Source organism: Palaeococcus pacificus DY20341 (assembly GCF_000725425.1).
GTDB lineage: Archaea > Methanobacteriota_B > Thermococci > Thermococcales > Thermococcaceae > Palaeococcus > Palaeococcus pacificus.
On sequence record NZ_CP006019.1, the window covers coordinates 796319 to 814464 of the forward strand.

The 18146-nt window shown below is 40.4% G+C and carries 20 protein-coding genes; 10 read left to right on the forward strand and 10 right to left on the reverse strand.

Annotation, left to right across the window (positions count from 1 at the left end; translation table 11 throughout):
- Positions 1–2 precede the first annotated feature (2 nt).
- The 5 genes from PAP_RS04470 to PAP_RS04490 are packed head-to-tail and all read right to left on the reverse strand — an operon-like array spanning position 3 to position 5103.
- Entirely contained in the window at positions 3–611 is a 609-nt protein-coding gene (locus tag PAP_RS04470) for a chemotaxis protein CheC (protein ID WP_048164882.1), read from the reverse strand.
- Positions 598–2817: a chemotaxis protein CheA gene (locus PAP_RS04475; protein WP_048164883.1), complete on the reverse strand. Its 2220-nt coding sequence runs from the start codon at positions 2815–2817 to the stop codon at positions 598–600. Before PAP_RS04475 ends, PAP_RS04470 begins: the two co-directional genes overlap by 14 nt.
- A 1-nt stretch (position 2818) precedes the next feature.
- Complete coding sequence (locus tag PAP_RS04480; protein WP_048164884.1) at positions 2819–3907, reverse strand: protein-glutamate methylesterase/protein-glutamine glutaminase; 1089 nt, start codon at positions 3905–3907, stop codon at positions 2819–2821.
- Between the two features lie 4 nt (positions 3908–3911).
- Complete coding sequence (locus PAP_RS04485; protein WP_048164885.1) at positions 3912–4274, reverse strand: response regulator; 363 nt, start codon at positions 4272–4274, stop codon at positions 3912–3914.
- Positions 4267–5103 (reverse strand): CheR family methyltransferase, encoded by an 837-nt coding sequence (locus PAP_RS04490; RefSeq protein WP_048164886.1) that lies wholly within the window; start codon positions 5101–5103, stop codon positions 4267–4269. The genes PAP_RS04485 and PAP_RS04490 overlap by 8 nt, the downstream gene beginning before the upstream one ends.
- Positions 5104–5387: 284 nt before the next feature.
- Between PAP_RS04490 and PAP_RS04495 the strand changes: the two genes are divergently transcribed.
- The 6 genes from PAP_RS04495 to PAP_RS04520 all read left to right on the forward strand — a co-directional run bounded on the left by PAP_RS04495 (position 5388) and on the right by PAP_RS04520 (position 11007).
- Positions 5388–6089: a hypothetical protein gene (locus tag PAP_RS04495; protein ID WP_144367991.1), complete on the forward strand. Its 702-nt coding sequence runs from the start codon at positions 5388–5390 to the stop codon at positions 6087–6089.
- Between the two features lie 80 nt (positions 6090–6169).
- A complete protein-coding gene (locus tag PAP_RS04500; RefSeq protein WP_048164888.1) occupies positions 6170–8056 on the forward strand; it encodes a phosphoadenosine phosphosulfate reductase domain-containing protein in 1887 nt (628 codons plus the stop codon).
- A gap of 89 nt (positions 8057–8145) precedes the next feature.
- Positions 8146–8937 (forward strand): helix-turn-helix transcriptional regulator, encoded by a 792-nt coding sequence (locus PAP_RS04505; protein WP_236627011.1) that lies wholly within the window; start codon positions 8146–8148, stop codon positions 8935–8937.
- Between the two features lie 43 nt (positions 8938–8980).
- Positions 8981–9586: an HVO_0476 family zinc finger protein gene (locus PAP_RS04510; RefSeq protein WP_048164890.1), complete on the forward strand. Its 606-nt coding sequence runs from the start codon at positions 8981–8983 to the stop codon at positions 9584–9586.
- 90 nt (positions 9587–9676) lie between these two features.
- A complete protein-coding gene (locus tag PAP_RS04515; RefSeq protein WP_048164891.1) occupies positions 9677–10336 on the forward strand; it encodes a protein-L-isoaspartate(D-aspartate) O-methyltransferase in 660 nt (219 codons plus the stop codon).
- A 44-nt stretch (positions 10337–10380) separates the two neighbouring features.
- Positions 10381–11007: an HAD-IB family phosphatase gene (locus PAP_RS04520; RefSeq protein ID WP_048164892.1), complete on the forward strand. Its 627-nt coding sequence runs from the start codon at positions 10381–10383 to the stop codon at positions 11005–11007.
- Between the two features lie 76 nt (positions 11008–11083).
- Here PAP_RS04520 and PAP_RS04525 read toward each other — a convergent pair whose 3' ends face one another.
- Both PAP_RS04525 and PAP_RS10185 read right to left on the reverse strand, forming a co-directional pair.
- Positions 11084–12214 carry an A24 family peptidase C-terminal domain-containing protein gene (locus PAP_RS04525; protein ID WP_048164893.1) on the reverse strand — a complete coding sequence of 377 codons (1131 nt, stop codon included), beginning with the start codon at positions 12212–12214 and terminating at the stop codon, positions 11084–11086.
- A 9-nt stretch (positions 12215–12223) separates the two neighbouring features.
- Positions 12224–12397: a class III signal peptide-containing protein gene (locus PAP_RS10185; RefSeq protein ID WP_330217317.1), complete on the reverse strand. Its 174-nt coding sequence runs from the start codon at positions 12395–12397 to the stop codon at positions 12224–12226.
- A gap of 94 nt (positions 12398–12491) precedes the next feature.
- On the opposite strand from PAP_RS10185, the gene PAP_RS04530 reads away from it, so the two are divergent.
- Together PAP_RS04530 and PAP_RS04535 are read left to right on the forward strand one after the other, a co-directional pair.
- The gene (locus PAP_RS04530; protein ID WP_048164894.1) at positions 12492–12830 is read left to right on the forward strand and encodes an ASCH domain-containing protein; all 339 of its coding nucleotides are present in this window, start codon (positions 12492–12494) and stop codon (positions 12828–12830) included.
- An 11-nt stretch (positions 12831–12841) separates the two neighbouring features.
- Positions 12842–13408 (forward strand): ASCH domain-containing protein, encoded by a 567-nt coding sequence (locus PAP_RS04535; protein ID WP_048164895.1) that lies wholly within the window; start codon positions 12842–12844, stop codon positions 13406–13408.
- On the opposite strand, the gene PAP_RS04540 is transcribed toward PAP_RS04535, so the two are convergent.
- Positions 13398–13697, reverse strand: a complete 300-nt coding sequence (locus PAP_RS04540) for a hypothetical protein (protein ID WP_048164896.1) — start codon at positions 13695–13697, stop codon at positions 13398–13400. The genes PAP_RS04535 and PAP_RS04540 overlap by 11 nt on opposite strands.
- Before the next feature lie 171 nt (positions 13698–13868).
- On the opposite strand from PAP_RS04540, the gene PAP_RS04545 reads away from it, so the two are divergent.
- Complete coding sequence (locus tag PAP_RS04545) at positions 13869–14570, forward strand: TIGR02253 family HAD-type hydrolase (RefSeq protein WP_048164897.1); 702 nt, start codon at positions 13869–13871, stop codon at positions 14568–14570.
- An 83-nt stretch (positions 14571–14653) separates the two neighbouring features.
- Here PAP_RS04545 and PAP_RS04550 read toward each other — a convergent pair whose 3' ends face one another.
- Complete coding sequence (locus tag PAP_RS04550) at positions 14654–15220, reverse strand: CAP domain-containing protein (protein WP_052649072.1); 567 nt, start codon at positions 15218–15220, stop codon at positions 14654–14656.
- 88 nt (positions 15221–15308) lie between these two features.
- On the opposite strand from PAP_RS04550, the gene PAP_RS04555 reads away from it, so the two are divergent.
- A complete protein-coding gene (locus PAP_RS04555) occupies positions 15309–15923 on the forward strand; it encodes a hypothetical protein (protein ID WP_048164898.1) in 615 nt (204 codons plus the stop codon).
- Here PAP_RS04555 and PAP_RS04560 read toward each other — a convergent pair whose 3' ends face one another.
- A complete protein-coding gene (locus PAP_RS04560; protein ID WP_052649074.1) occupies positions 15924–18080 on the reverse strand; it encodes a restriction endonuclease in 2157 nt (718 codons plus the stop codon). It lies immediately after the preceding gene.
- Between the last annotated feature and the right edge of the window lie 66 nt (positions 18081–18146).

Below are 18146 nucleotides of genomic sequence, written 5' to 3' on the forward strand. Positions count from 1 at the left end.
CACTATAATCCCTCCATTAGATTTTTCATTATGACTTTCATGCTCTCGAATTTTGGAAATAAGAGAAGGTGGCTCTTAAATATGGAGTCTTCTATTAAAATATCAGTGTCCAACAAAATTACATTTTCACTATACGTAGCTGTATCTATCAGAGCAAAATCTACAATTGCAGGTAAGAAGTCTACTGCTAATTGTGGAGGAGTTTGTTCTATCGTGATATTTAAAAATTCGGAAATGGCATTGGCAAATGTGGATACTAATATATTCCCTATCTCAGTTATAGTTGATTTTCCCATTTCGTCTAATTCATTATAACTCTCTCCTAAAACTAAACTGTACAATCTCAATGAATCTCTAAGCGTGGCTACAAAAAACATGTGTCCTTCAATGCCACTTTCAAGTCTCATATAAACTGCAACTTTTACACTATCTCCAAGAAACTCTCCTGCATTTTCTATAGGCACAATTTTAAGGAATGGCACTGAAATGGATGTTTCTACACCTAATAGCTCGCTGAGAGCTGTGGATGCATGGGATGCTCCTATGTTAAATATTTCAAGCAGAGCACTTTTTTCAATCTCTGATAATATAACACCATCAGACTCGTCCATACATAGCCCCCTCCAAGAGACTGTTTACATCAATAATCAACACTACTCTACCATCCCCAAGTATTGTCGCGCCAGAGAACCCTCTAGCACGAGAAAGTACTTTTCCAAGAGGTTTTATCACAATATCTCTCTTATTGAGCAGTCCATCAACACCTATTGCTATTTTGTGAGAACCCAAGTCGACAATTATTGCTGGGAACCTGGCAATGTTTTTGCATGGAAGTCCAATTAGCTCATGGAGCATGTATATTGGAATGATCTCCCCTCTTAGAACTATTGTTTCTCTCCCTCCAAGTGTCTGTATATCGTCCTTTGTGATCTCTCTAGTCTCGATTATGTTGCTTATTGGAAGAGCATATATCTCATCCTTCACCTGAATTAATAATGCTTGGATTATGGCAGTGCTTATGGGAAGTCTTACTACAAAAGTTGTTCCTTTTCCTACCTCGCTCTGAACAATTAAGCTTCCATTGAGAGATTTAACTATATCATGGACAACATCCAGTCCTACACCTCTCCCAGAGACCTTGGTAACTTTTTCCGCAGTGCTAAATCCAGGCATGAATATTAGATTTATTAGTTCTTCTTTGCTCATGGCATTTGCAGAGGCCTCTGTTAAAAGTCCCTTTGTGATGGCTTTTTGTTTTATTTTTTCGGGATCAATGCCTTTTCCATCATCGGAGACTGTGATTTCTATCCGGTTCTTTTTTCTCTCTGCAACAAGCTTTATTTTTCCAACCCTAGGTTTACCCATTTTTTCTCTTTCTTCTGGGAGTTCTATGCCATGATCAACAGCATTACGGAGCAAATGAACGAGTATATCGCTGAGCTTATCTAAAATTGATCTATCAACTTCAATATCCTGTCCTTCCATTATGAGTTCTATCTCTTTGCCACTTTCTTTTGCGAGATCCCTAATCATTCTTGGAAACTTATTGAAGATCATAGCCAAAGAAACTAGGCGCATTTGCATTATCTCTTCTTGGAGTTCAGACATAAGTCTTGAAGTTGTGGATAGGGTCTCTAAAAGTTCTTTATTGTCCAAGAATTCAGCAATTTGGTCTAATCGTCCTTTGTTTATAACGAGTTCGCTCATCAAATCCATCAGCTTATCGAGATGGTTTACATTTATCTTGACAACTTGGCTCATCTTTATCTTTTGTATTGTCTTTTTTGAAGCGTTTTTTTGTTCTTCCACTTTTTCTGGGGTTGATTTGCTTTTAGACTCTTCGAGTTTGACTTCTTCGACATAGGGATGCTTCATTATAAGCTCTTTTATCTTTTCTTCACTTTCGTGAGTATTTATAAACAGGGTTATTTTTTCCTCATCGAATTCCTCTGTCTCTAGCTTACGTTTTAGAGAATTTAAGTTGGATATCTCGCCAATTTTTGTGAGGTCTTCCAGTATTAGGAATATGCGAGCACTTTTTAATGGAGCATCTCTTTGTAGATAAATTTCAACTCTTTTTGCGCCTTTTTGTTCTTCTTTTTCTTCGTTCTCACTAAGCGTATCTATTTTTATGTCAATAATCTCAGGATGTCTCCTTATAAGAGCTTCCACATCCTCTACAGGCTTATCCGTTAAAATCTCATATTCGGCTAAATCTCCTTCGAGCTTTCCTTCTTCTATTTCGCTTCGCTCAGGAACTGTCTTTAGAATCTCTCCAATTTCTCCAAGATCTGTAAGTATAAGGAATGCTCTAACTCCCCTCATTGAATTATTTTTGTCAAAAAATACTCTTACACGATACTTTTTAGCTTCAGCCTTGAGGGATGACTGTTGAATGGAAGATTCTTTTTTATGTGCGTTATTTTTAACCCACTCAAGTTTTTTGTACAGCTCCTCTAACTCAAAATTGTGCTCTTCTCCTCTCTCAATACTTTCTATCATCTCGCCTATAACGTCGAGAACTTCAAACACGACATCAAAAATATCACTGTTAAGATCTATTCTATCTTCTCTAATGTCATCGAAGAGGTTTTCCACCTTGTGAGCAACTTCGCTTAGTTCATCAAACCCCATTGTTGCTGCAGTACCTTTGAGGGTATGTGCATCTCTAAATATCTGATCTATAAGTTCTTTCTTTTTACCGTTGCCTTCTCCTTTGGTAATAATCGCTTCTAGCTTTAGAAAAGCGTTGTTTAAGTTATCAATCCTCTCTTTAGCGTCGGCTAAAAATTCTTCGAGATATTGGGAAAGTTCCACTTTATCCCCCCCGCTGTAGCCTTCTTAATGCCGAAAGAACTGTATTTGGAATTCTACTTAAGGGAACAACATGATCTACAACCCCAAGCTTTATAGCAGCTTTAGGCATACCAAACACTATAGAAGTAGTTTCATCTTGAGCTATAGTGATTCCGCCTGTTTCTTTTATTTTTGTCATTCCATTTGCGCCATCCGAGCCCATTCCGGTCATAACAACTCCAACGGTTTTATCCTTAAACACCTCGGCTGCGGTGATCATAGTAGGATCGGCAGAAGGTCTTACTCCATTGATTTTTGGTTTTTTGTTCATTGTAAGTATGGGCTTTTTGCCTCGTATCGAGACCTCCATGTGGTATCCTCCCGGTGCAATGTATGCTTTACCTGGCTCAATAATATCCCCAAGTTCTGCTTCTTTTACTTCCAAATTTGAAATGCGATTTAATCTGCTAGCAAAAGAGTGGGTAAATTTTGGAGGCATGTGTTGAACCACTAATATAGCTGCTTCGAGGTCTTTCGGAAACTTTGGAAAAATTTCTAAAAGAGATTTTGGACCACCTGTGGAGGAGGCTATAACAACCACCCTATCGGCTATTGAGGGTTTTTTCTTTATTTCGGCTGTAGGTATGGTTTTAGCTATTTTTTTCTGTTCCTGTAAAATTTTCCAAGATTTAAATTCTAGTAAATTAATCGGGACTTTTTTCACTTCTTTGATTTTTTTGATGAGTTCCTTTCTAAATTCATTTAACTTGCTTGCAACGGGTTTTTGTATAAAATCCACTGCTCCATATTCTAGAGCTTTGATTGTTTCGTCTGCCCCTTCCTGTGTGAGAGAACTTACCATTATTGTTGGCGTTGGTTGCGTTTTCATTATATATCTCAGAGTGTCTAGTCCGTTCATTTTTGGCATTTCAATGTCTAAAGTTATTACATCAGGTTTAAGCTGTTTTACTAGTTTTATTGCTTCATAACCATCGGATGCTTCACCAACGACTTCTAATTCCGGATCGGAGTTTATTATATCCGTAATTATCTTACGAATTAGGCTAGAATCGTCGACCACTAGAACCTTTGTCTTTCCTTTAATTTGCATCTCATCACCCTGAAAGGATCCTGTTGATTTCTTCTATCACTTTAGGAGCTTGGAATGGTTTAACAATGTAACCTTTGGCCCCATTCTTAAGAGCTTTCATAACTTTTGCTTCTTGGCCAACGGCAGTTATCATTACTACTTTTGCATTCTGGTCAATTTTTACTATCTCCCCCACTGCACTAATTCCATCCATTTTTGGCATAATTATATCCATTGTCACTAAATCTGGCTTAAGCTCTTTGTACTTTTCAATGGCTTCTTCCCCATTTGAAGCTTCTCCAATTACCTGATGCCCTGCTTGAGTTAGTATCTTTTTTAGCAACATTCTCATAAATGCTGCATCATCTACTACCAATATTCTAGCCATATCTAACCAACTCCAAATTCTTTTTATATATTCTAGCTTTTAAATTGTAGATTTTGAATAAACGGGAGGATTCTCCAAGTATGCTTTCGGTAGTACCTAGAATTAGATATCCATCCTCTTGAAGAGAGCGGTAGATATTTTTGAAAATTTTTTCTTGGCTCTGGCGAGTCATGTAGATAAGAACGTTTCTGAGGAAGATTATATCAAAACCTTTGGGATAAGGAAAGCTTAGCAGGTTGAATGTTTTAAATTTGACTAGCTGCTTTAAAGAATTCTTAACTTTATATCGATTCTTCTCCTGGATAAAGTATTTCTCTCTTAGCTTTGCTGGAATCTTATCTAAAGCATTTTCTGGATAAGTTCCAGCGATTGCATTCGCTAATGCTTGAGTATCTATGTCTGTAGCTAATATTGAAATTTTGAAACCTTTTAAATCTGGGCCAAGAGTTTCGTACAGGGTCATTGCAATTGAATATGGCTCTTGACCGTAAGAGCAAGCAGCACTCCAAATTCTAATGCTATTTGAGCCGCTTTTTTGCTTGTTTTTGATAAGTTCGGGAAATATTTTATTTTGCAGCGTTTTCCAGAGGATAGGATCTCTAAAAAACTCTGAAGTATTTATCGTGATTGTTAGAAGCAATTCTTCAATTTCTTCTTTGTTCTTTTTTAGAAACTGGTAGTAATCCAATAAGTTGTTGCTAAAGCCTAATTTCCTTGCTCTTACAGAAATTCTTCTGAGCAAATATGTCTCTTTGTAAGCATTATCTTCTAGGTTTAAGTACTTTGAAAGTTCTTTTTTGATTAATTGGTACCCGTTATTGATTTGCAATTTTTATCACCTTATGTTTAAAGTGTTGCAAATTATTTAATCAACTACTCTAGATATTTGAGTATTGCGCAATAAAAGCTTTTCTATTTAATAGTACAAGTCTCCTCTCATAGAACTGTATATCATATTTTAAGTTATTTTATGCCAGTTTTTGTCAAAAATAATCAAATAATCAATGAACTTGTTAAACAAAAATCCTCAAAGCTATACCTTTCTTGCTAGGTACAAGAAACAACTCTAACCGTAATATCGAAAGATAAATAAATTCTCAATACTCTATTACCATGGTGGTTGCTTTGATAGAGGGGATACTCGAAAAGGAATTTTTGATAGGTACGACTTATATATGGGAGTTCGACCCAGAAGTTCCCGTGGATTGGTTATTATGGTTAAAAGCAGTGCCTTCCAAGCTGAAAAATGGGCATGGCGTGCTTGTGGATAGTTTTGGGGATTTAGTTGATATAAAAATAAACGAAGTCCAAAAAATGGCATCTGGAGAAGATAAGAGTATCTTCCTCGAAAGTCTGGATAAAATAAATATAATTAAAATCGGTGGACATCCTTCAAGGTTTGGAAATCTTTTGGGTATTTTGGATCCATCCGAAGTTGGTACTAAATATAACAGACTCTTTAAACAAGTGGCAAACAGATATAAAAGAGTGTTTAACATTGTATACAATTTGGAAGGGCACTTGCTTGAAGAAGGAGAAGAGGCTATCTTAGAATGGTATAAGATTCTTATTGGTCTCGAAGGCAAATTGGGGAAAACTAGTGTTTATCTGATTCCTAGGAATGTTATAGATGATAAATATATGCGACTGTTTAAAAATTCTGTGGGAGGTGTAATATCATCTGAGTATCTGGGAGGAGGAATTTATTCGCTGGAAATAAGGAAAACTCAAATAATCGAGCATTTAGGTCTGGAGATCCTTTGGAAAATAAATAATTACGGAAATGTGGAAATAGTAGATACAAAAACACCTTAGTAGTTGTTACTAACTTTGAATTTTTGTTCTTTTAAAAACTGTTATAAACCCCCCTCCCATTTTTTCTTCAAGGTGAGAGCATGAGAAAGGGACCTGTGTTTTTGGGTAAGGCTCACATTCATTGGTGCGAGAAGTGCAACGTGCCTTTAATCAGTGAGAAATGTGATTTGCACGGAGAAGGATTTAGGATTAACTTAACTCCCCCAGCGGACGTTAGGTTTGCATTTAAAGAGGATGTTGAGTTCATTAAGCGTGAATTTGGGAAGCATTATGGGGTTGATGTAGGGGAAATTCTCGACGATAAAATCGTTTTAATGAACAAGACTCCTGGAGAGGACGACGTTTATGAAATCGTCGTTGATGGCTACATCTTTGGATGGCTCCGCTTCGACCCGAGAGAGCTCAAGTGGAAGCCGGGCCTTAAGATAGAAGGTGCCATGGCTTTGTGGAAGCGCTTTGGAAAGAAGATGAAGAAGTGGGTTATCGTTGATAAGGGGGCGAAAGAACCCATAAAGAAGGGAGCAAACGTTCTTCCAGTGGGCGTCCTCGAAGCGGATGAGAGCATTAGAGTAGGCGATGACGTTATTGTAATAGCTGATGATGGGGAAGTTATAGCCACCGGAATAGCAAAGAAAGACTACAAAGATTTAACAAACCCCGAGGAGAGAAAAACAGGAGTTAAGACGAGGCGCCAAAAGCACGTGAACTACCGCGAAGGCAGAAAGGCCACCATGGAGGATGTTTTAAAGGCTAATAAGAGTGCTTTGGAGACTAAGGTAGAGGAGGCAAGGCACTTCATAAGGAAAACCGTTGAGAACACCAACATGCCCCCTGCCGTTGCCTTTAGCGGTGGAAAGGATAGCTTAGCTGTCTTAGGGCTCGTTTTAGAGGAGCTAAAAACAGGATTCAGTGTTTTCTTCAACAACACAGGAATAGAGTTCCCCGAGACTCTTGAATATGTAGAAGAGATGAAGAAAGAGCTCGAAGGTAAAGGGGTCGAATTTATTACGGCAGATGCTAAAGACGCCTTTTGGTTCGCCTTAAACATCTTTTCGCCACCGGGGCGCGACTACCGCTGGTGTTGTAAGGTCACAAAGCTCGGCCCAATAACGCTTACAATAAAGAAGCATTACCCCAAAGGAGTTTTGATGTTCGTAGGGCAGAGGAAGTACGAGAGCATTCAAAGGGCGAGACAGCCAAGGGTGTGGAGAAACCCGTGGGTGCCAAATGAAATTGGAGCTTCACCCATCTTCCACTGGAACGCTTTGGATGTTTGGCTCTATATATTCTCTCGTAAACTAAAGTATAACCCCCTTTACGAGCACCGCTTGGACAGAATTGGCTGCTTCATGTGTCCAAGTTCTTCTTTAGCCGAGTTCCAGACCCTTAAAGAAGAAAAGCCTGAGCTCTGGGATAAGTGGGAAAGCGAACTTGAAAAGTGGAGAAAACGCTTTGATTTGCCTAAAGAGTGGGTGGACTACGGCTTTTGGAGATGGAAGCGCTTAACTGATGGCCAAAGAGCACTGGCTAATGAGTTGGGCATTGAGATTCCAGAGAAGAGAGTTTGGGAGCCCCTTCAGTACACGATAAAGGAGAATGAAGAAAACTATGTAGTTACGTTTAACACCCGCATTAACCTAAAGCGCATTGAGGAAGTGGCTCCGATTTTGGGGGATGTCGAGAGAGGAGAGGATTATATACGAGCAGGCAGTATTGTGTTTAAAGAAGATGGTGCAATAGCGAATGAAGAGAGGGAAGCAGTTCGGGCCTACTATCTCATAAAGAGGGCCTATGAGTGTGTTGGATGCGGGGTTTGTGTTGGCAGATGTCCAGAAAATGCTTTAAGTATAAACACCAAAACAAGAAAGATAGTGGTTGACTATTCAAAGTGCACCCATTGCAGGGAGTGTATGAAAGTATGCCCGCTGTTAAAAATCAAAAATCCCGAAGAGGGAAGTCAATTATAATTTTGCTCCTCCTCTTTTTCCTCCCTTTGGTTAATGCTCAAACCAGTTATGATTATCAAATAAACTCCTATTCTGTATATTTTGAGGTAGTGGATGAGAGTAAAATTAAAGAGACGATTGAGATTGATTTAACTGCGAATACGACGCTAGAGCAGTACATCTTCTACTCTGACTACTCTATAGAAAATCCCGATGCTATAGTGGAGATAAACGGTAGGACAGTAATAGCAAACGTGAGCATTAACATCATCACCGGCAACATAAACGCGGTTTATATAAACTTTCCAACAATTAATAAAGGAGATAGGGTTAAAATTAGGATTAGTTTTTACTCAAGTGGGGTTATTCAAGAAGTAAATGGAAGGAAGCAGTTCTCTTATTACATAAAGTTTTCACAGCCGGTTGGCTATTTCTATGCCCGTCTATACATGCCAAAGGGTTATGCGGTCCTTACCCCGATCATTCCCTCCCCAAACAAGCTCGAGAGCAGGGAAAACTCTTTAATCTTGGAGTGGAGCAAGAAAAATCTCCGCAGTGGAGAGGAGTTCTACTTTTTGGTGGGATTTTCCCAAGAAATCAAGGAAAAGTTTGATCTGCGTATCCTATTGATACTCGTCCTTTTTGCTTTCGTTGGAGGTTTCTACAGTGGAATGCTCTATAAAGACCGGAAGGCAAAGGAACGGCCTGAATTTCTCAAGAGTGATGAGGAAAAGGTCATTGAGATACTCAAAGAAGGGCCAATTTTGCAGAGTGAGCTTGTGAAAAAATTAAAGGTATCCAAAGCAAAGGTCAGCATTCTCCTTAGAGAGATGGAGGAGAAAGGACTAATCGAACGGGTGAAAGATGGTAGGAGCTATTTGGTGAAGCTCAAAGAAGGCTAAGATTTATAAGCTTAAGGGAATTTGAAGGAGAGAGGTGATGAGAATGGAAGAGTATTTCCTTTGTCCAGAGTGTGGGAGCGAAGAGGTTGAGGTAATAAAGGAGAGAGGGCGTGAGGTTACGCTTAGATGCCTCGACTGCGGTTATGTTTGGCAAATCACCTTGCCTAAGGCTGTTAAAGTGCCTCTCATTGTCAGCGAGCACGAGAAGAGCTTTAAAACTTATGCAGAGCTTCCTCTTGGAGAAGAAATTCGCGTTGGAGATATCGTTGAGGTAGAGGAAGGTGAAGTTAGGATAACAGGGATAGAACTTGAAGGGCAAAAGAGGGTTGAGAGAGCTAAAATCGACGAAGTGAAGACCCTTTGGGGTGAGAATTTAAGCTTTCCAGCCGTTTTTGGTGTCTCAATTTATCTCAAAAACGGGGTTACTCAGTCTTTCAAGGTTAAGGTGGATAGGGAGGAAGAGTTCGCCACTGGGGAAGTGCTTGACGTTGGCGGCTACACCTTTAAAGTGGAGAAGATAAAGACGAAGAGCAAGATGATAAACCGCGGTAAAGCTAAAGCTGACGAGATTACCCGCCTAATGGGGCATGCTATAAGAGGAAGAGCGAGCAGAAAGCTGGAGATCTACAAAGGCCATAAAAGGGATTAGAGGCTCTTTCCTTTTGCTTGCTCTTACCCTTTTAGGTTGAGGTGAGGAAAGGTTAAATCCTTTGAGCGCTAAACCTTAAAATGTGAGACCATGGAAGATGAACTTTATGAAAAGTGGAAGCACTTGGTAACGGGTTTGGAATTGCAGCGCATAATCAAAAGTGAGCGCGTTAGGGAAGCTTTTCTAAAAGTTCCACGCTATAAGTTTGTTTTGGAGAGATATAAAGACTATGCACATGTTGATGAGCCTCTTCCGATTCCTGCGGGTCAGACCATAAGCGCACCTCACATGGTTGCCATAATGCTTGAGATAGCAGACCTAAAGGAGGACATGAACATCCTTGAAATTGGGGCAGGAAGCGGGTGGAATGCTGCATTAATTTATGAACTCGTTAAAAATGACGTCTACACGATTGAGAGAATTCCTGAACTGGTGGAATTTGCGAGGAGAAACCTTGAGAGGGCAGGCTATGACAGGGTTCATGTAATCCTCGGCGATGGAACTAAGGGGTTTCCTCCAAAGGCCCCTTATGACGTTATTATCGTAACTGCAGGGGCTCCTAAAATCCCTACATCTCTTGTAGAGCAGCTTAAAGTTGGTGGAAAGCTCATAATTCCGGTAGGGAGTTATCATATGTGGCAGGAGCTCTACGAAGTGATTAAGCTCGACAAGGAGAACAAAGTTAAGATTATAAAACACGGTGGAGTGGCCTTTGTGCCCCTCGTTGGGGAGTACGGCTGGAAGGAGTAAATCCTTATAAACGGTGAGCTTCTTAGGTTGATGCAGGTGAGAAGATGGTAAAGCTCATAGCCTTCGATCTTGAAGGGACGCTGGTAAAATCAAAATCGAGCTGGGTGGAATTACACAAACGCTTCGGCACCTGGGATAAAGGAAAAGAATATGCAGAGCGGTTCTTTAGGGGTGAGTTTGATTACGCGACGTGGGCGGAGCTTGATGCTTCCCTCTGGAAAGGGCGGAAGAGAGAGGAGATTATGGAGTGGGCCAACAGTGTTGAGTACTTGGAAGGCGTTGAAGAGCTCTTTGCGTTTTTGAGAGTTAATAACTTCAAAATAGCTATCATAAGCGGTGGCCTGCTGTGCTTGGCTAAGCGCATTGGAGAGGAGCTTAAAGCGGACTACGTCTTTGCAAATGAGCTGGTTTTTGATGAGGAAGGAAGAGTAACGGGTAAAGTGCTTCCATGGGTGGACTTTAGAAATAAGGGAGACATTCTGCTCGAACTTAAAGAGAAGCTTAAGCCCGAGCTTACCATAGCTGTTGGAGACGGCCATAATGACATTGCGATGTTTAAAGTGGCCGATGTCAGCATTGCAATAAACCCACATGAGGGCGTTGAGGGAGATTATTTAGCGAAGAACCTGAAGGAAGTGAAAGAGATTATAGCAAAAATCTTGGGTCAGTGAAGGGCGTGTTCGTCACAGCTCGGCAAAGCAAAAGCTCATCATCCCCAACTTTTCTCTCTTAGGTGGATTTAAAAAGCTAAAGGCCCGCCATCTTGAGGACGAGCCACCAGAAGATGTCGCCGTAAAAGATAGAAATCAGAAATCCCAGGAACAAAGCGGGGGCAAAAGGCATGGCCTTCTTAACTAAAAAGCTGTTTTCAAGCTTTCCTTCTTCGACAAGAGCTTTGAGCTTCTCAAGCTGTTCCCTCCTAATTCCTTCCGCTGTTGGGGAAGTAATGACATTCCCATAGCTTGGCTTTAGGATGCTCAAATCACCGCTCGCAAAGGCCTTTTTGAACTTGTCAAAGAAGCTCTCTCTGTCTCTCAGCACTTCTCCATCTTTTTCGTAAATCCACTCCCCTATGATGTCCCACTCTTTAATCTCCTCGATGGGCTTTTCCTCAACCAAAACCTCTTCTCTAAGCACTTTAACAATGGAGAAGAATATTTTGAAGACATATAGTGCCACAAGCAGCTTTAAGTATGCGTAGATCATATCTAGTCCTATTGAATAAAGCCCGTATGCCAGAGCTAGGATGCCCAAGACATCGCCTGCCTTTTTAAACCTGCTGAGTATCGTGATTAGGGCTATCGTTATGAGATACCTGACCGCAGGGTTGAGCGTTATTCCAAGCTTGGCCTGTACAACGATGATGGCGATTAATGAAGCGATTATCCAGAGGCTAGCCTCAATGGATAGGTCGGCCTTTTCCAAGAAGACTGTTTTAAGTCTTTCTGTCCGCTTTCTAGCTATTAAGACTCCCAGAGCATAGAGGAATATAACGGGGAATATTGCTATTATGCTATTAAAAAGCAGTGTAATGGGGTGTAATGGATAAAGGATGGCATAGGGGGCCTTTATCTTTGCGTAGCTCGATGCGTAGGGAAAGAGAGCCGAAAATCCCATCAATATTACAACATCACCGCTGGCCCACCCACCTATGAAGTAGAGGAGGTAACCAAGGAGGAAGCCTATCCCGAGTCCAATAAGTCCGGAGAGAGCTAAAAGAGTATTGTGCTCAACGAAAAACCCTTGGTAGAGATAATAGAGAACTCCTAAAGCAGCAATTGGAAAAACGTGCTTATCATCAATGAAACCTGTTTTTATATCCGTATACGAAGTAAGAACTCCCAGAATAACTCCAAGGATTATTAACACTACCTCCATGATTTCACCTCATAGTGTTTGAAGTAGCTTTTCGCGTAGGTATTCAGTGTAGTCTGTTACTGCTGTTGTGATTTCTTGTAAGCTGGTGGTAATTACCCTAAGAACTACCGCTATCAATATGAGCGCTGCTGCCAACATAAAGAGATATTCGATAGCACCTTGTGCTCTGCGCAATGTTTTCACCTAAAGTATTTTCGCTCTCATTGGATTTAAAGGTTTTTATGCCTCTGCACATTAAGATTTTTAAGTCTGCGACAGACTCAATGTGGGGTTGGAGATGAAAGTTTACAAGCTCTATGTAAGGGATGAATATTTGGAAATGATAAAAAGTGGAAAAAAAGTCATTGAGGTTAGAGTGGCTTATCCTCAGTTTAAAGGCATGAAGCCAAAAGATAAGATCCTTTTCAATAATTTGGTGCCGGCTGAGGTTATCTGGGTTAAACAGTATGAAACATTCAAGCAGGTTTTGAGAGAGGAAAAAATCGAGAAGATATTTCCTGATAAGCCTAGCTTTGAAGAGGCCGTCAAGCGCTTCCATGGGATGTATCCCAAGTGGAAGGAGAACCGCTACGGTGTTTTAGCTATTCGCTTTAGGCTCTTGAAACCCGAAGAATAGTGGTGGTTTCGATGAAGAACCTAAAGTTTGACGGCCGCTACAAAGATGCCTTGCTAAATGGGGGAAAACGAGCAACAATTAGATTAAAGCCAGTTAGCTTAAAGCCTGGTGATGATATTTTAATTCACTCAGGCGGCTATGTCTTAGGGAAAGCCAAAGTGAAAAGAGTTGTAGTTAAGAAAGTTGCGGAGCTTACTGATGAAGATGCTCAGTTGGACGGCTTTAAGAACAGGGAGGAGCTCATAAGAGCTTTGAAGAGCCATTACAAAAATCTGCGCTCTGAGGATGAAATTACACTCATCGAGTTTGAGCTCACAGAGAAGCTCGACAAACCTATCCTCTCAGCGGACTTCCCCTATGAAGGCAACAACCCAATTGAAATTGCAGAGAAGGCACTCAAGCATCTAAATCTTGACTCTGAGGAAGTCGCTTTGTTAAAGCTCTTTTTGAAAGAAGGCAGCTTAAGGAAAGCGGCATACAAGCTCGGCGGCTTAAACAAGCGCTACAAAATCAGGGAGGTTCTTAGGAAGGCTTATGAAGAACTAAAATGGAAGGGGGTAATGGGGCCTAAGCTTTAGAGGCCTCAGGACGTTTTTCTAGGGACATATTCTTTATTTTGGAATTTTTTGAGTACGAAATAGCAATGGGGTAAAGGGTGAACTTGTTTCCGACTTTTTTGTGGAGTGATTTCGTAAACTCCTCGAGTTCGGCTTCATCCCTAAAGTCGACCTTTGCTATGAAGTCGTACTCACCATAGAGCCAGTATCCCTCAACAGGGAGCTCCTTAAGCACCTCATCTCTAACGCCCCAAACGAGCAGTATTGCTTCGAGTGCATTCACCTCCTTGATTTTTACCGTTATCCTCATGTTTAAGTATTTATCATTTTTGCAAATCTATCGGTTAATTTGGCAAAATTTTGGGATTTTAAGCATGTTTATTTGTCAATTATTCAATAAGCTGTTTTTGATTTTAAAATATTTGATGGTGGGACAACAAAGGTTTTAACGTTGGAGAGGGAAGTAGGAGTGGTGGTGCTCATGATTAAAGCGGTGTTCTTCGATTTTGTTGGTACGCTCATAAGCAAAGAAGGTGAGAACGTTACCCACCAGAATATAATCAGAGAGGTTCTAAAGAAGGCCGGTGTCGAAGATTTGGACTATATGAAGATATGGGAAGAATATGAAGAGAAGTCAAGCAAAAAATTTAAAGAGCTGGCTGGAAAGCCCTACAAACCAATAAAGCTCATTGATGAAGAAGCGATAAATGAAGTGGCCCAAAACTACGGTTTTGAAGTTCCAAAGGATTTTTGGGAGATCCATTTGAGGATGCACCAAAAGTACGGACAGCTGTATGAAGAAGTCCTCGAAGTTTTGAAAGCATTAAGGGAGAAGGGCTATCACGTGGGAATGATAACAGATTCGGATAACGACTATTTGAGGGCACATCTCGAGGCGCTGGGCATATTGGAGCTCTTTGACAGCATAACAACTAGTGAGGAAGCAGGCTTTTACAAACCCCACCCCAAGATTTTTGAAGTTGCGTTAAAGAAAGCTGGTGTTGAAGGAGATGAGGCGATCTACGTTGGGGACAATCCATTAAAAGACTGTGCTGGAGCAAGACAGCTTGACATGATGAGCGTCCTTCTCGATAAGAAAGGGGAAAAGAGAGAGCTTTGGGGTGAGTGTGAGCTCATAATAAGTGACTTAAGGGAAATACTGGAGATTGTGGAAGAGCTCTAACTTTATTCCAGTTTGGGGATGATGAAAATTTCGCTAGCGGAGCTGTGAAGAGCCCTGCCGTTGCTGACCTTCCTTTTCCTTTTCTACCCGAACATCTGAACTATGTAAATGCAGAACTCGAATGATTGTCCTTCATAAGTGCAGTTGTGAGCAAATGCCACCCCTATGCCAGTTAGAGTGAACTCTTTTCTTAGTATATTATCCCTGTGTCCTTTAGAGTTCATCCATCCATTCACTGCTTCATTTACAATCTCTTCAACGCTTCCTTCTCCACCATAGAGGAATAGATTTTCTCCGCCAATCACTATGGTTTCACTCTTTCCATCGCTTATGCTCTTTGGTTTGTATCCTACCTTAGCGAGTCTGTCTTTAAACGTCTCCCCTTCGGGGCTCTCATGAGAAAAGTAGTTTCTTTTTGCCATATCTTCTGCGTGCATCTGGGCAGCTTTTTCTAGGGTTTCATTCCATTCTAACGGGCTCAGCCCGTTTCTCTCGCGTATTTCATTGATTCTTTCAAAAATGCGCTCTTTTATTCCACTCTCACTAAGAGTCTGCATTTTGCTGGTTTCTAAATTCTCAGCGTTTATACATAAGCTCGAGGGCAGAACTATTATGATAACAATGAATATTATGAGGATGTTTTTGTTCATGACTTTTCCTCTCTTTTGTACTTTATAATCCTAGAGGGATGGAAGAGTTTTTAAACCCATCAGCATTTCATGATGTAGGGTGATGCCCTTGAAATTTAAAGGAAAAACTTTTGGAGAGAATGTTAGAATTGAGTTCGAAATTTTAACACTTGGTGAACTCAAAATTGATGATTTGAGAGATTTTGATGTTAAAAGTATTAAGTTGGAACTCCGCTCAACATCATCAGGGTTAAAGATCATTGGTATTTGGGAAGGCGAGATTAATGACGTTGGTGAGGGCATGAAAAGGGCTGTTGAAGAAGCCTACAAGCTCAGAGAGAGAATAATAAAGAAAATGAAGAACAGAATAGAAAACCTTAGAGTTACTCTCAGAAAGTTGGGCTTTAAAGAGGAAGTTATCGACTATGGGAGTTATGTGAGATTCACAAAGAAAGTTGGAAGCTATGATCTGGTTGTCTTGGCATCGACTAGAAATGAAAACATTAGGCTCGAGATATATGGTAACGACAGAAAGGTCATAACTCCCGAAGTTGAGGCGCTCTTTGAGGATGTGGACATTGAAGAGCTTGAGCTCTATGACTTTGACGATGAGAAGCAAGAAGAGAGGCTGGTCATAAACATAGAGATTCCAAGAGATGAAGAAAAACCCGAAAAAAAGATAGTCGAGACGATAAAAATAATTGAAAATCTCTTAATGACGTAGTTACTTGTATCTGCTCTCTAGCCGCATCTTCTTTATTTTTGCGGTTATTCCCTTATCTACGAGGGTATCCTCTGCTATAATGCGTCCGGTTTTGACGTCTATTTTGGCGTAGTAGAGCTTCTTCTCTGAGGAGACCTTTATCGTAAGGTATCCTTTGTCCCTGTAGTGGGTCATCCTTTCAGTCGCTGGATTTTCTTCTCCATACTTTTGCTTTAAATGTTCATAGTAAAACTTCTCTAGGGCCCTTTCGGTGTAGCTTATCTCCTGAGCTTTTACTTTCCCATCTGCTCTGCCTAGGATAAGCTTTCCGAACTTCTCATCCCCTATGAATGTTATGATCCAATCAGTGTCCAGCGTTATTTCTTCGATTTTTGCTTCTACTCCTTGCTCTTCTAGATACTTTAGCGCTTTCTCTCTAACGACCTCTTCTTTCATCACGTTATCCAGCTCTTCGATGAGTTTTCCGTCTTTGCTTATTTTTACTCTGATTTTTTGTGTATCGCTACTTACTGAGAACGTGAATGAATCTGAGTCCTCGCTAATTTCCTCTATCTTGCAACCTTTATATTTGTCTAGAATGAGTTCTTTTGCCTTATTCTGGTTAATTTCGACGAAGTAATCTATTACGTCCAAATTGGTCCCATCGACTTTTACTCTGGCTTTTCCGCCCTCCCCACTCAGCAGGACTTCTATTACTTTATGTCCTAAAACTTTGAAGTTTTCAAGCTTCAAATCTTTGACTGGGAAGTTATCTTCAATAATTGCTTTTGCTGCTTTGAACGCCTCTTCAGGATGATGAAGTTCCTTTAATACACTGTACTCACCATTTTCTAGGTTTACTTTTAGAATCACGATTTTGTTCTCTACTAGAATATCCCCAACGGCTTCTCTCTTGCGCTCTTCGACATTCACAAGCTTGCCCTGTGGATACAGCTGAGATATGAGTTCTAAGAGGGCTTCTCCCTTCATTCTAATATCTTTGGCTAATATCTCTCCCGTGTATCCATCGATAGCAACGGCAAACTCAAACCTTTCTGTCTCTCCACGCAAAAGCATGCGATTTTCCTTTATCTTAGTCCTATACTCTCTGAGCTCCTCGCGGGTTACTCTCTTGCATTCTTCCTTAGCAAAATCAACCAGCATCTCTTCGGGGAGAAGGCTTATTTTTATTTTGATTTCAGATGTTTCTAAGTCCATCTCAGCTTCTGCTTCGTTTTTGTGGATTTGCAATTTTAACAGAGCCTTCTTTGGTACGTAAACTTTTTTCTTCGCGGATATCGCAATGTGAGACTGCGAAACATTGAGTTCTTTGGAGAGCTGAGATTTTGCAATTAAAGTCGCCTCACTTGGGCTTATTCCGACTTCGAGAGTTTTTTCGGTGCATTTTATAACAGAAGAGTTGTTTAAAAGAGCTTTTGAAACTGTTGGCTTTAGCCTCTCATCTTCACTTGTCCTGATAACTATGCTCCCATCACTAAAAACCACAGCCTTATCCTTTATCTCAGCCTCTTTTTGCTCTTTTGTCCTGCAGGACCAAGAGATAATATATGCAGGTGATAAGATGACTCCAAGGTATTTGAGCGAAACAAGTGCCCTCTTGATTTTGTATTCCTTGGAAAGCTTGCCTATAACTTTTTCCACGGTCTTTTCATGATTGAAATCAAATAGAAGCGGAGAGTCCAGCTTAATTATCTTGAGGATTGCCCTCTTTTTGCTCTCTGCTTCCTTTTTGGACTTTAATTTCTCTATCAATTCTTTTTTTGGTTCAATTCTGTATTCATTCAACATCTCGACAACCTTTCCACCACTCCAAAGGATTAGCCTTCCTCTGTGCTCCCTTTGAGCCAGAAGTTTAGCATCTTTTGTAAAGTCCACATTTGTTACAAAGATTCCTCTATCTCCTTTGTATCTGTCCAATACTCTAATAAAATCGTTTAGATCGCTAGAAGAGACCAAACTTCTGGGCTTTATCTTGATTAGATACTTTTCTAAACCGCTCACTGGATCCTCTCTTATGGCTATAATATCTGCTCCAGTCTCTTCTGAAGTTGCTATCTTATCAGCGTCTCTAAATCCTAAATTTTTGATTAAATCCAAAATTAATTCGATAAAATAATCTTTGTCAACCTCTCTAAGCGTTTCCAAGTTCCAGGGCATTCCAATCACCATAAGCGTACTAAAATTTGCTAATAGCTCTATGTGCCTTCTATTATAAATTCCTTT

Excerpts from the sequence above, each read along its gene's own strand:
- PAP_RS04500 (WP_048164888.1), top strand. The coding sequence starts at position 6,170 with ATGAGAAAGGGACCTGTGTTTTTGGGTAAGGCTCACATTCATTGGTGC.
- PAP_RS04515 (WP_048164891.1), top strand. The coding sequence starts at position 9,677 with ATGGAAGATGAACTTTATGAAAAGTGGAAGCACTTGGTAACGGGTTTG.
- PAP_RS04510 (WP_048164890.1), top strand. The coding sequence starts at position 8,981 with ATGGAAGAGTATTTCCTTTGTCCAGAGTGTGGGAGCGAAGAGGTTGAG.
- PAP_RS04530 (WP_048164894.1), top strand. The coding sequence starts at position 12,492 with ATGAAAGTTTACAAGCTCTATGTAAGGGATGAATATTTGGAAATGATA.
- PAP_RS04560 (WP_052649074.1), bottom strand. The coding sequence starts at position 18,080 with ATGCCCTGGAACTTGGAAACGCTTAGAGAGGTTGACAAAGATTATTTT.
- PAP_RS04545 (WP_048164897.1), top strand. The coding sequence starts at position 13,869 with ATGATTAAAGCGGTGTTCTTCGATTTTGTTGGTACGCTCATAAGCAAA.
- PAP_RS04540 (WP_048164896.1), bottom strand. The coding sequence starts at position 13,697 with ATGAGGATAACGGTAAAAATCAAGGAGGTGAATGCACTCGAAGCAATA.
- PAP_RS04525 (WP_048164893.1), bottom strand. The coding sequence starts at position 12,214 with ATGGAGGTAGTGTTAATAATCCTTGGAGTTATTCTGGGAGTTCTTACT.
- PAP_RS04480 (WP_048164884.1), bottom strand. The coding sequence starts at position 3,907 with ATGCAAATTAAAGGAAAGACAAAGGTTCTAGTGGTCGACGATTCTAGC.
- PAP_RS04550 (WP_052649072.1), bottom strand. The coding sequence starts at position 15,220 with ATGAACAAAAACATCCTCATAATATTCATTGTTATCATAATAGTTCTG.
- PAP_RS04495 (WP_144367991.1), top strand. The coding sequence starts at position 5,388 with ATGGTGGTTGCTTTGATAGAGGGGATACTCGAAAAGGAATTTTTGATA.
- PAP_RS04520 (WP_048164892.1), top strand. The coding sequence starts at position 10,381 with ATGGTAAAGCTCATAGCCTTCGATCTTGAAGGGACGCTGGTAAAATCA.
- PAP_RS04470 (WP_048164882.1), bottom strand. The coding sequence starts at position 611 with ATGGACGAGTCTGATGGTGTTATATTATCAGAGATTGAAAAAAGTGCT.
- PAP_RS04535 (WP_048164895.1), top strand. The coding sequence starts at position 12,842 with ATGAAGAACCTAAAGTTTGACGGCCGCTACAAAGATGCCTTGCTAAAT.
- PAP_RS04485 (WP_048164885.1), bottom strand. The coding sequence starts at position 4,274 with ATGGCTAGAATATTGGTAGTAGATGATGCAGCATTTATGAGAATGTTG.